Source organism: Rhizobium sp. AQ_MP, from assembly GCF_014237835.1.
Lineage (GTDB): Bacteria > Pseudomonadota > Alphaproteobacteria > Rhizobiales > Rhizobiaceae > Allorhizobium.
Genome location: NZ_JACJVI010000004.1, coordinates 310,239 through 322,145, shown reverse-complemented (window position 1 = coordinate 322,145; position 11,907 = coordinate 310,239). Strand labels below are relative to the sequence as shown.

11 protein-coding genes are annotated in these 11,907 nt (G+C 60.5%); 7 read left to right on the top strand and 4 right to left on the bottom strand.

All coding sequences use genetic code 11. The features are described from left to right. Nucleotides 1–27: 27 nt before the first annotated feature. The 3 genes from H6M51_RS09630 (at nt 28) to adhP (ending at nt 2,587) form a co-directional block, all read left to right on the top strand. Entirely contained in the window at nt 28–441 is a 414-nt protein-coding gene (locus H6M51_RS09630; protein WP_185809634.1) for an MAPEG family protein, read from the top strand. Nucleotides 442–524: 83 nt separating this feature from the next. Next, the gene (locus H6M51_RS09625) at nt 525–1,400 is read left to right on the top strand and encodes a dienelactone hydrolase family protein (RefSeq protein WP_185809633.1); all 876 of its coding nucleotides are present in this window, start codon (nt 525–527) and stop codon (nt 1,398–1,400) included. A gap of 158 nt (nt 1,401–1,558) precedes the next feature. Continuing rightward, nucleotides 1,559–2,587, top strand: a complete 1,029-nt coding sequence (gene adhP, locus H6M51_RS09620) for an alcohol dehydrogenase AdhP (protein WP_185809632.1) — start codon at nt 1,559–1,561, stop codon at nt 2,585–2,587. A 64-nt stretch (nt 2,588–2,651) separates the two neighbouring features. On the opposite strand, the gene H6M51_RS09615 is transcribed toward adhP, so the two are convergent. Then, entirely contained in the window at nt 2,652–3,107 is a 456-nt protein-coding gene (locus tag H6M51_RS09615; RefSeq protein ID WP_185809631.1) for a hypothetical protein, read from the bottom strand. Nucleotides 3,108–3,295: 188 nt separating this feature from the next. Between H6M51_RS09615 and H6M51_RS09610 the strand changes: the two genes are divergently transcribed. Both H6M51_RS09610 and H6M51_RS09605 read left to right on the top strand, forming a co-directional pair. Beyond that, nucleotides 3,296–4,435 carry a patatin-like phospholipase family protein gene (locus tag H6M51_RS09610; RefSeq protein ID WP_162548118.1) on the top strand — a complete coding sequence of 380 codons (1,140 nt, stop codon included), beginning with the start codon at nt 3,296–3,298 and terminating at the stop codon, nt 4,433–4,435. A gap of 133 nt (nt 4,436–4,568) precedes the next feature. Then, complete coding sequence (locus tag H6M51_RS09605) at nt 4,569–5,195, top strand: TetR/AcrR family transcriptional regulator (protein WP_246780453.1); 627 nt, start codon at nt 4,569–4,571, stop codon at nt 5,193–5,195. Nucleotides 5,196–5,200: 5 nt separating this feature from the next. On the opposite strand, the gene H6M51_RS09600 is transcribed toward H6M51_RS09605, so the two are convergent. Continuing rightward, entirely contained in the window at nt 5,201–6,154 is a 954-nt protein-coding gene (locus H6M51_RS09600) for a LysR substrate-binding domain-containing protein (RefSeq protein WP_185809630.1), read from the bottom strand. 192 nt (nt 6,155–6,346) lie between these two features. On the opposite strand from H6M51_RS09600, the gene H6M51_RS09595 reads away from it, so the two are divergent. After that, nucleotides 6,347–6,658, top strand: coding sequence for a DUF1127 domain-containing protein (locus tag H6M51_RS09595; protein WP_162548120.1), 312 nt, complete (start codon nt 6,347–6,349; stop codon nt 6,656–6,658). A gap of 207 nt (nt 6,659–6,865) precedes the next feature. Next, complete coding sequence (locus tag H6M51_RS09590) at nt 6,866–9,373, top strand: methyl-accepting chemotaxis protein (RefSeq protein ID WP_162548121.1); 2,508 nt, start codon at nt 6,866–6,868, stop codon at nt 9,371–9,373. A 74-nt stretch (nt 9,374–9,447) separates the two neighbouring features. Here the strand turns inward: H6M51_RS09590 and H6M51_RS09585 are convergent, their stop codons facing one another. Together H6M51_RS09585 and H6M51_RS09580 are read right to left on the bottom strand one after the other, a co-directional pair. Next, nucleotides 9,448–10,353: a DUF937 domain-containing protein gene (locus H6M51_RS09585; protein ID WP_185809629.1), complete on the bottom strand. Its 906-nt coding sequence runs from the start codon at nt 10,351–10,353 to the stop codon at nt 9,448–9,450. Nucleotides 10,354–10,464: 111 nt separating this feature from the next. Beyond that, on the bottom strand, nt 10,465–11,838 hold the full coding sequence (locus H6M51_RS09580) for a glutamate--cysteine ligase (protein ID WP_185809628.1): 1,374 nt from the start codon (nt 11,836–11,838) through the stop codon (nt 10,465–10,467). Nucleotides 11,839–11,907: the final 69 nt, after the last annotated feature.

Sequence of the window (11,907 nt, the reverse complement as noted above, 5' to 3'; positions counted from 1 at the left end):
TGACCCATTCAAGGACTTGATTTTTCGATGACCGGTTTTGAGATGTTCTGGCCGCTTTTGGCCCATGCCTTCCTCGTGTTTTGTCTCTACGCTCTGCTGGTTGTCCGACGCGCCGCCGTTGTGCGCTCCGGCAAAGTCGAGCGGATCGCCTTTCGGGAAAACCTCGCCGAGCCCGAAGAAAGCCGTGTGGTCAATCGCGCGATCGCCAACCAGTTCGAGCTGCCGGTCATCTTCTACGCCTTTTCGATTCTGCTCTACCTCACCGAAGCCGACAATCTGGCTGCTGTCGTTCTCGCCTGGGTCTTCGTCGCAGCTCGCTATATGCAGGCCATCATGCAGCTGACCGGCAATCTGCCCCTGCGCCGCCTGTTCTTCATGGTCGGATTTGTTTCACTCGTCATCATGTGGCTGTGGCTTGCGGTCTGGATGGCCACCAGCTGAAGCCTTCACGGCAACGTGTCTGGGCGGCGGTCGGCGCGGCGCTATTTCGGCAAGGCATCCAATCCGTCCCCAAGGAGAGTGCCATGTCCAAGCCCGTAATCACGCAGGCCATGATCGATGCCTATGACGAGTATACCCACCTGACCCTCGACCGCCGCGGCTTCATGCAGAAGCTGACGACACTCGCCGGCTCCGGTGCCGCGGCCGCCGCCATCATGCCCATGCTCGCGGCCAACCAGGCGAATGCCGCCATGGTCGAAGAAGGCGACGCCCGCCTTGAGGTCGCAGACATCACCTATCCCGGCGCGTCCGGCGAGATGAAGGGCTATCTCGCGATCCCCAAGGATGCTGCGGAGAAATTGCCCGCCGTCATCGTCATCCACGAAAACCGTGGCCTCAATCCGCATATCCGCGATGTTGCCCGGCGCATGGCGCTGGAGGGCTTCGTAGCACTTTCGCCCGACTTCCTTTCGCCGAATGGCGGGACGCCGTCCAACGAGGACGAGGCACGCGCCATGTTCCAGTCGCTCGACATGGTCGCCGCGGTGGCCAATGGCGAGGCGACCCGCGCCTTTCTCGCCGGCCATGAAAAGACCAATGGCAAGGTCGGCGCGATCGGCTTTTGCTGGGGCGGCGGCATGGTGAACCGCATGGCGGTGGCCTCGCCCGAGCTCGGCGCCGGTGTCGCCTATTACGGCTCCCAGGTCCCGGCCGAACAGGTGCCCGCGATCAGGGCACCGCTGATGCTGCATTATGCCAGCCTCGACGAGCGGATCAACGCCGGTATCGACGCCTTCAAGGCAGCGCTCGATGCCAATGGCAAAACATACGAGCTGCATATGTATGACGGGGTGAACCATGCATTCAACAATGACACCTCCGCGGCTCGCTACGACAAGGCGGCCGCTGATCTGGCATGGTCGCGCACCGTCGAGTTTTTGAAGAAGAACCTTGGCTGATGGTCGGACAGGGGAGCGTCGCGGCTCCCCTGTTCATGACAGTTCCATGAAATCTCCTGCTCTTTGACACCGATCAATCCGCTTGCCGGCTTCCACGCCTAGCTTTTGCTTGAGCGGCGGACACACGCGCCGCGCGCAATCAAGCGAGGGAGAGTGTTATGGCATCGACGATGAAGGCTGCGGTGGTCCGCGAATTCGGCAAGCCGCTGGTGATCGAGGAACGGACAATCCCGGATCCGGGACCAGGCCAGATCCTGGTGAAATACGAGGCGACAGGTGTTTGCCACACGGACCTGCATGCCGCCAATGGCGATTGGCCGGTCAAGCCCAACCCGCCCTTCATCCCCGGCCATGAAGGCGTCGGTTACGTTGCGAAACTCGGCTCCGGCGTCTCGCGCATCAAGGAAGGCGACCGCGTCGGCGTTCCATGGCTCCACACCGCCTGCGGCTGCTGCTCGCCTTGCCGCACTGGCTGGGAAACGCTGTGCGGCAGCCAGCAGAACACCGGTTACTCGGTCAACGGCACCTTTGCCCAATATGGCCTGGCCGATCCCGATTATGTTGGCCGTCTCCCGGACAATCTGGCCTTCGGTCCGGCAGCACCCGTGCTCTGCGCCGGGGTGACGGTCTACAAGGGTCTGAAGGAAACCGAAGTGAAGCCCGGCGAATGGGTGGTCATCTCGGGCATCGGCGGCCTTGGCCACATGGCAGTCCAATATGCCAAGGCCATGGGCATGCATGTCGTGGCAGCTGACATTTTCGATGACAAGCTGAAGCTCGCCACTGATCTCGGCGCCGACATGGTGGTCAACGGCACGGCGGCGGATGCGATCGAACAGGTGCAGAAGGCAACGGGCGGAGTGCATGGCGCGCTTGTCACTGCGGTTTCGCCCAAAGCCATGGAGCAGGCCTATGGCTTCCTGCGCTCCAAGGGGACCATGTCGCTGGTCGGATTGCCGCCGGGCTTCATCTCGCTTCCCGTCTTCGAGACCGTGCTGAAACGCATCACGGTACGCGGTTCCATCGTCGGCACGCGTCAGGACCTGGAAGAGAGCCTGCAGTTTGCCGGCGAGGGCAAGGTCGCCTCGCATTTCAGCTGGGACAAGCTCGAAAACATCAACTACATCTTCCACAGGATGGAAAAAGGCCAGATCGACGGCCGCATCGTTCTCGACCTGGCAGCTTGAATCAGCCTGGCGATGCGACGAAGGCGGCACGAGAGTGCCGCCTGTTCCTCGCAAAAAGCGCCGCTCAGTTACCCGACTGGATGACGGCAACGCGCGGCGGGGCGTTGCTGCAGGCGCTGTCTTCGCAGATCCCCGAGATCCACACCTCGCCATTGCCGATCATCACGCCTTCGGAATTGACGAAGAGGTCGCCATACTCCTGGTTTGAGACCGCTTCGACAATGGTCTCGGTAAAGACGGAATCATAAGCATCGAGCAATTCCTGCTCCGAGGAATAGGTGGCCTGCTCGCCATCGATCGTGACGGTGATCGGATAGTTCACGAGGCTGGCGACGATGTCCGATTTCCCTTCCTCCAGCGCCACCTTGAAGGCGTAGAAGAGTTCCTTGTAGTCGGCGGCGTCGCCCAGAAGCGCCTCGATCTGCTGGTCAACGGAGGCTTCGTCTGCGACGACCGGCTGGGTGGTCAGGAGGCCTGCGGCGAAGGCGGCCATCAGCAGAAATGCATTCGATCGGATCATGTTGCGGACATACCCCCAGAAACTATTCGTCCTCCTGAATAATCCAGATCGGCGACGATGCATCGCATCACTTTTGGAGGTACTGCAATAGATCGTGACAAAGATGAATGCACAGTGAAGGCTCTTGCTCTGGCGGAAAGCTTTGCGGGACTCCATATATTGCACTGCAACAAGTGCTGGACCGCAACATGATTGAAGCAGACACCAACGCCGCAACCGACCGTATTTTCGTCTTTCAGGGTGGCGGTGCGCTTGGCGCATACCAGGCGGGCGCCTATGAAGCCCTGCATGCAAACGATGTTGAACCTGACTGGCTTGCCGGGATCTCGATCGGCGCGATCAACGCCGCGATCATCGCCGGAAGCCCGAGGGAGCGACGGATCGCCAATCTGCGCGATTTCTGGAATACCGTCTCCTCGGGCCTGAGTTTTCCGTGGGCGGCGCAGGACAACACGCTTCGACGGATGCAGAATGATGCGGCTGCGCTTGCAGCAGTCGCCTTCGGTATTCCGGGCTTTTTCTCACCGCGGCTGCCGACACCGCATCAGGTCCTGAACAACCCCGACCTGCGGGTCAGCTTTTACGATACCGAACCGCTGATGAAGACGCTCGACCGACTGATCGACTTCGATCTTCTCAACGACTGCCAGACCCGCCTCAGCCTAGGGGCAGTCGAGATCCGGTCCGGAAACTTCGCCTATTTCGACAATCGCAAGACGCGCCTCGATTCGCGCCACATCGCAGCTTCGGGAGCGCTGCCACCGGGCTTTCCGCCGGTCGAGATCGACGGACGTCACTACTGGGATGGCGGCCTGGTGTCCAACACCCCGCTGCAGCATGTGCTGAACGTTAACGACGCTTCGCGCGACCTGGAGATCTTTCAGGTCGATCTGTTCAACGCGCGGGGCGACATGCCGCGTGACCAGTTCGAGGTGGAAAGTCGCATCAAGGAAATCCGCTACTCAAGCCGAACCCGTATGAACACCGATGACTTCGCAAGGCGTCAGATCGTTCGCCGCGCCGCCAAGCGTCTGCTGGAAAAACTGCCTCCTGAATTCCAGGATGACGAGGATGCAAGGATCCTGCGTTCGATTGGACACGAATACGACGTCACCATCGTTCATCTGATCCACCGCCGCGCCTCCCATGCAACCCATGCCATGGATGCGGAGTTTTCCCGTCGTTCAATTGAGGAGCACTGGCAGGCGGGCTACGATGATGCGTCATACACGCTGAAGCATCCGAAGTGGCGCAACCGCGGCCGTCCCAAGGATGGTATCCAGATCTTCGACCTCGCGCGCGAACGACACCTGCAGATCGAGGGTTGATTCAGATCACGGACCTTTTTTGTGAAGATCTGGTTAAAGTGGTTGTGGTGACCCCGGATTAACCTTTTGGCCACAACCGTTACCTATGCCATTGGCAACGTGAAACCTTGGGATGAACCCAAGGACGATTTGATTGAGCGAGCACACCATGGACGGTCGACTGCAGCCGCGAAAAACGCCGCAACAGGAACGAAGCATACAGCGGCTGGAGGCAATCCTTGAAGCGACGGTTCTCCTGTTTCTGGAGAAAGGCGTTCACGACACGACCATGAGCGAGATCGCTCAGCGTGCCGGAATCTCGATCGGCTCACTCTACCAGTTCTTTCCCCAGAAGGTCGCGGTCATCAAGGCCGTGCATGACCGCTTCTCAGCGGAGCTGGAAGACTTCATCCGCCAGGTCTTCCTGGGTGTCCAGTCGCTTGACGAGGCGGCAGACCGGGCAGCCGACAGCCTGATGCAACTGCACGCCATGTTTCGTCAGCAACCCATCTACATGGCGCTCTGGCAGGCCATCGCAACCGACAATGATCTGCTTCAGCTCTCCAGCGACTTCCATGAAAAGATCATCACCAGCTTCTACCGCGACCTGGCACACCTCATCCCCGCGGAGGATTTTGAGCGGTTCCGCGTCAACCTGAAGCTGATGATCCTGGCCACAGGCGAGGTTATCCGCTTCACGACCCGCCAGTCGGACGATATCGCGGCAGCCCACCTCGATCAGTGGCACCGCATCGTTCGCGCCAACATCTTTGCCTATTGAAGCAGCTACCAGCCCGGAATCATATGCCCGGCGCGCAGCCGTGGATAATAGCGCGAATAGGTCTTCGGCTCTCCATCCATGTCGTCTTCCGCCTGTGCCGGCGTGATGTTGTCGAGACAGGCGGTGATGTGGTCGGTAATCGCATTGAGCAGCGATGTGGACAGGCCGGGCCGCTTCATAAGTCCGATCTGTACCGGCGGAAGCGGAGGGAAGCCGTCATTGGCGGTCAGTACCTTCATGCCCGTTCTCAAGGCTGATTCCGGCAGGATCGATACGGCCATACCCGCGAGCACGGCGGCTGCGACCACGGTCGAAGACCAACTGGTGAACAGGATCTGGTAATCGCGCCCATCGGCATCGAGGGCCGAACAGGCAAGTTGTCGCCACTGGCAGTCGCGTCTTCCGACGGCAAGGGGCACCGGCGCGTCGTCCTTCAGCGGATGGTTGGCCGAACCCACCCAGCAGAGCGGTTCGGTACGCACGACATCCGACTGCCGCAGAAGCGGATTGTGGGTGACGAGCGCAATGTCCAGTTCGCCCTTGGCCATCTTCTCCGCAAGATCCATCGAAGGCTCACAGACGATGTAAAGCTCCACGTTGGGATGTGTCTTGGCAAAGCGTCCAATGATCTCGGGCATGTAGCGGTCGGCGTAATCGTCCGGTGTGCCGATCCGAAGCGTTCCTTCGAGGCGGTTGTCATCGAAGGCGGCGATTGCCTCGGAATTCAGCCGAATAATGCGCCGTGCATAGTTCAGCAGCTTGTCGCCATCGGCTGTGAGCCGGTTGCCGCGCCCATCCTTGATGAAGAGCTGTTTGCCGACCCGCTCTTCAAGGCGCCGCATCTGCATGGATACGGCGGACTGCGTCTTGAAAACTCGTCCGGCCGCCTTGGTGAAGCTGCCGGTGTCGACGATGGCAATGAAGGTCTGCAACTGATCGATATCGAGAGGGGCCGACATGGGTGTCATCCATAAGAAGGGTTGATGGTTATCATTAGAAACATTCGTTGGACTGATCAATATCCTTTCGCCATCTTCATGATCGTCATCCTCACCGACCGGTCTCCGGCCAAACACCCACCTCCAACCCTCGTCTCCTGTCCGTGTTCGCGGACGGGGCAAGTCCCTCGTGCCTGCTGAAAGGAAGATGCCATGCGCACGAACGATCGGATCCTCGATTTTGACCTCGACCTCGCCGTTGACCTGCCGAACCGGACGCTTGCCGCGCGTCTGGCTCGCCTCAATGCATGGTTCCGATCCCTTCGCGTGACGCTTCGCAATCGTCTTGCTGTAAACAGCCTGGCCGATCTCGACGAACGTCTCCTGAATGACCTCGGCCTCACGCGAGGTGAAGTTCAGGATGTCTTGCGTCGCCACGGTTATGCTGACGATCCTTCGCAGCATCTGACGCGTCTGGCGCGCCGTCGCGCCGAACGATCCCTTCGCGGTCAGAAGACTGACTGAACACGCTTTCCATCCCCGCAGGGTGATAGCCAACAGCCCTGCCTCTTGCCCGGTCCCAAATTCTTGGACCGGGCTTTTTTGTAAACGCTAAAATAATAATGAATGGTGTGAAATAGGAGAGGAAAAGCGGCGGGAAGTAACCTGTTGCTAACGCGCGTATGTCAGCGATTGACATGCCTGACGTGCTACCTGTTTCGGAGACCCCTCATGCGTATATCGACCAAGCTGCCCCTGGCTGCCACGTTGTTTGCCCTCGTAATCCTGAGTGCTTCCGTGGCGATCGGTCTTGTGCAGCAGATCCGAATTCTTGATGAGCAGGTTTACCAGCAGTTGGAGGCGACCGCCGACGGTCGGCGCAACGAGGCACGGCGCTTCCTTGAGGCGATCAGGCTGGATGCGCGTGGCACGGCAGCCGACATGATGACACAGCAGGCCCTCTTCGGCATCACCGGCGCCTGGCCAAAGCTCGGCGAGAACCCGGCTGCCGAATTGCAGAAGCGCTACATCGACGACAATCCCAGCCCGGTCGGCGAGAAGTACAACCTCGACAGCGCCAAGAAGGACAGCTACGACCGTGCCCACCGCCAGGGCCACGCGACCTTCCTGAAGCATCTGAAGGCGCAGGGTTACTATGATATCTTCCTGATCGATGCCGAAGGCAACATCGTCTATACGGTCCAGAAAGAGCGCGACTTCGGTACCAATCTGTTGACCGGCCCCTACAAGGACTCCGGACTGGCGCAGGTTTTCAAGAAGGCAATTGCCAGCGACGATCCCGAGGTGTTTGCCAATTCGGATTTCGAGGCCTATGAGCCTTCCGCCGGCGCGCCGGCGGCCTTTATCGCTGTGCCGATCATCATGAACGAGCGCAAGCTTGGCGTCCTCGCATACCAGTTGCCGAACGATCAACTGAACGCCATTTTTGGCAACACCCGGGGTCTGGGCCAGAGCGGCGAAACACTCCTGGTCAGCAAGTCAGGCATGCTGGTCTCCGACAGCGCCCGCACATCCGACGTCGACAGCCTGAAGGTCAGCCTGTCGTCTCCGATGCTGGCAAGCGCGATGAACGGTGAGGATGCAACCGGCGAAATCGAAGGCTACCGTGGCATCACGAGCCATGCAGCGGTCGTACCCCTCGATTTCGGTGATGTCCGCTGGTCTGTCGTGGCTCTGATCGGAGAAGACGAAGTGGCTTCGCAACTGGTCGATGCTGGCATGAAGTCGGTCGGCATGGGGGCCTTGCTCGTGCTAGTCGGCTCTGCGGTCGGTTTCATCTTCTCGCGCAGTCTGACGCGCCCGATCTCCGAACTTGTCCAATCCATGGGCCAGCTGGCGGACGGCAATACCGATATCGAGCTGAAGGGTATCAACCGCTCGGATGAGATCGGCGACATGGTCCGTTCCGTTGCTGTCTTCCGCCAGGCTGAAATCGACAAGCGCCAACTGGAAGCAGAAAACGAAAACCGTCGGTCTGTCACGGAAAGCGAACGTCAGCAGCGCGAGGCCGAACGTGCCGCCGCCCAGTCGGAGCTGACCGAAGCCATCGAGATCCTGGGGGCCGGACTTCAGCGCCTCGCCAATGGCGATCTGACCGGCACGATCCGCCAGCCGCTGGCCGGCAATCTCGATCGTCTGCGTCTGGACTTCAATGCCTCGCTCGAGCGCCTCTCCGGGACGGTCGCCGCGGTTCATGGAAATGTCGCCGAGATTAATCGCAAGAGCGGCACGGTCAGTTCGTCCACGGCCGATCTCAGCCAGCGCACGGAACAACAGGCAGCAGCCCTGGTGGAGACATCGACCGCCATCCGTCAGATCATGGACGCAATCCGGCATTCCTCGGAGCGCGCGGAGAACGCCTCTCGTCTCGCCCGCGAAGCCCGCGCGAATTCTGACCGTTCCGGCGAGATCGTCGGCGGTGCCGTCGACGCCATGCAGCGCATCGAGAATGCCTCAAGCGAAATCTCAAAGATCATCAACGTGATCGACGAGATCGCCTTCCAGACGAACCTGCTGGCTCTGAACGCCGGTGTCGAAGCCGCGCGAGCCGGTGAAGCCGGCAAGGGCTTTGCGGTGGTTGCCCAAGAGGTTCGAGAACTCGCCCAGCGTTCGGCAACGGCTGCCAAGGACATCAAGGCACTTATCACCAAGTCTGGCGAGGAAGTCGCAACCGGGGTCGGCATGGTTCGTGAAACCGGCACCGTCCTGTCCTCGATCGCCGGCCAGGTCGTCCAGATCGGTGATCACATCCATTCCATCGCATCGGCCGCCAAGCAGCAATCCGCAAGCCTCAACGAGATCAATGATGCGGTTGCCCGCATGGAGAATGTCACCCAGCAGAACGCACGGGCGGCCGAGCAGACCAATGCCGACATGGCGGGGCTGACCCGCGACGCCGAGATGCTCTCCGGTCTCGTCGGCCAGTTCACGCTCGAGGCCAATGCCTCGACCCTGCAGAACCGCTTCGCCGACCAGCGCGACACGGGTTTCAGCCGTCCCGTCTCCCCGGCAACGTCCCAGCCGTCGCCAGCGAACGGTGCTCCAAAGCCTGCGTCGCGCTCCTTCCTCAAGCCCAAAGTCGCCCCTGCGGAAGCCGGAAGCCGTGCAGTTGCCTCGCCGGCACGCTCGCTGATGGACAAGATCTCGATTGGTCTAGGCGCCAAGCTCAATCAGGCGAAGGACAATGGTAAGCCCGAAGGCGAGTGGGAAGAGTTCTGAGAGAGAAGTGAAGCCGAAATGCAGAGCGGCGCGGGAAACCGCGCCGTTTGTCGTTTCACCGGGGTCGTGACGGCTCAGTTCTTGGCGTCCGGTGCCGGGTCTGCCGGTTGCGGGGCATCCTTGCGTGAAGCCGAAAGATAGGTGTCGAAGATCTGCTCCATGCTCTTCTGGTAGCTCTTCTGCACCTCAAGCCCACTGTCGAACATGGTGTTGACCATGGCCGCAAAGCTTTCCTGTGCTTCTTTCTCTGGCGTCTTCGCAGGTTCGGGCGCGGCCTTCGGCGGCTCTGCCGCCTGTCCCGTCATCTGCGTCGTATAGGCTGCCGCCATGTCCTGGAACGCCTTGGTGAAGGGATTGTCGAGAAAGGGATTGGCGGTCGCCTGCGGCTCCGGTTTTCTCTGCGCCGTGCCCATCATCTCCTGGAAGGCGCGTGTAAACGGATTGTCGAACATCGTGGCAGCCTGGGGCTGAGGCTTTGGCTGCAGCCCTGTGTTTTCCAGCCACTGCTGCATCATCGCGCCCATGGGCGTGCCGGCGAAGGCATTCGCCCCGGTGAACTGACCTGTGGTCTGTTTGAACAACCCGCCCATCAGCGCATCCGCCATGGCGGGCATCATCTGTTTGAAGATGTCCTGTCCGATCCCGGTAAACTGGGCCGCCTGCGCCGCGATTGCCCGCGACACCTCTTTGGAGCCGAAGAGTTGCTGCAGGATCTGGTTTCCGTCGGCAATGCCCTGTGGTGTGAAGGCCGAGCTCATGTCCTCGAAATACTTGGCATAATTGCCCGAGGTCATCGCCTGGACAAGGGCCGAAAAATCATAGGGATTGGTGGCATTTCGCTTGAAACCGGAGGCGAAGGCCGGCATGAGCGCCGCGACCGCCTTGGCCGCCTGCTCCTGCGCGAGGCCGAATTGCTTCGCCATCGCCTCCATGGCGGTCCCGTTCTGAGCCTGCAGCATCATGTCGAACAGTGGCAGCATGGCATTTCTCCCCGGATGCGTGCAGATGTAACAGCACTATATCCGGAAAGGCCCTGAGGCAAACCGCTTTTTGCCAACCGCAGAAAGGCGAGCTCGCGACCTGACTTCGCCTTAGTATTGATACTCTTCGAAGACCGGCTCTACCGATCCGTTCCAGCGACCGTGATAGAGCGCAAGCATGTCGTCTGCGAGCGTCGTACGCTTGGCTAGCACCTCGTCGAGCGTGTTGAGAAACACGCTCTCGTCCTGGCCGTCGCCGTTGAGGCGGGCACGAGCCTTCAGGCCCTTACGGGAAAGCTCGACCACCTCGCGGGCGACCTCCATCAGCGGGCGACCGGCGACCGATGCCTTCAGGCCCTGGGAGGGCACTGCATCGCGCATGGCGATGACATCTTCGACCGTCCAATTTGCAGTCAGATCGTCTGCCGCATTAAGCGCTGTCTCATCATAGAGCAGGCCGACCCAGAGAGCCGGCAGCGCACAGATGCGCCGCCATGGGCCACCATCGGCGCCACGCATCTCCAGGAAGCGCTTCAGGCGCACATCGGGGAAGAGCGTCGACAGATGGTTGGTCCAGTCGCCCTGCTGCGGTTCCCATTCGGCGACCTCGCCCTTCAGCGCCCCGTCCATGAACTGGCGGAAGGTGATGTGGGTACAGTCGTGATAGCGGCCGTCGCGCACGATGAAATACATCGGGGCATCGATCGCCCAGGCAACATAGTCGCCAAAGGAGAAGTCCTTGGAGAAGGTGAAGGGCAGGACACCTGCACGGCGATTGTCGGTGTCACGCCAGATGTCACCGCGCCATGAGAGAAGCCCGTTCGGCTTGCCCTCGGTGAATGGGGAAGAGGCGAAAAGCGCGGTCGCCAGCGACTGCAGCTTCATCGACACCCGCATCTTTTGGCGCATGTCGGCTTCTGACGAGAAGTCGAGGTTAACCTGGATCGTGCAGGTCCGGTACATCATGTCGAGACCCTGGCTGCCAACCTTCGGCATGTAGCGGGTCATGATGTCGTAGCGCGACTTCGGCATGCGCGGCGTCTCGGCAAGCGACCATTTCGGGCTGCCACCGATACCGAGGAAACGGATGCCCATGGGTTCTGCGACCTCGCGCAGAACGGCCAGATGCTGGTTTGATTCCTTGCAGGTCTGGTGCAGCGTTTCGAGCGGCGCGCCCGAGAGTTCGAACTGGCCGCCCGGCTCGATCGAGATCGCGCCCATGCCGTGCTGTTCGCCAAGCCCGATGATGTTCTCGCCGTCGATGATCGGCTCCCAGCCGAGCTTCTCTTGCATGCCCTTCAAAAGCGCACAGATGCTGGCCTCGCCGAAATAGGGAACGGGGCTGTTGTCGGAGCGGAAGAAGGCGAACTTCTCGTGTTCGGTGCCGATCCGGAATTTCTCCTTCGGCTTGGACCCGGCGGCCATATAGGCAGCCATGTCGTCGAGAGTGCCGAGAGGGGTCTGGTCGGTCGTATCACGGGCCATGAAAGATACCTTGCTGGGCGTCGCCGGTGGGCACGAGCAGGCCCATCACTGTGGCTGATTGAACCGGAT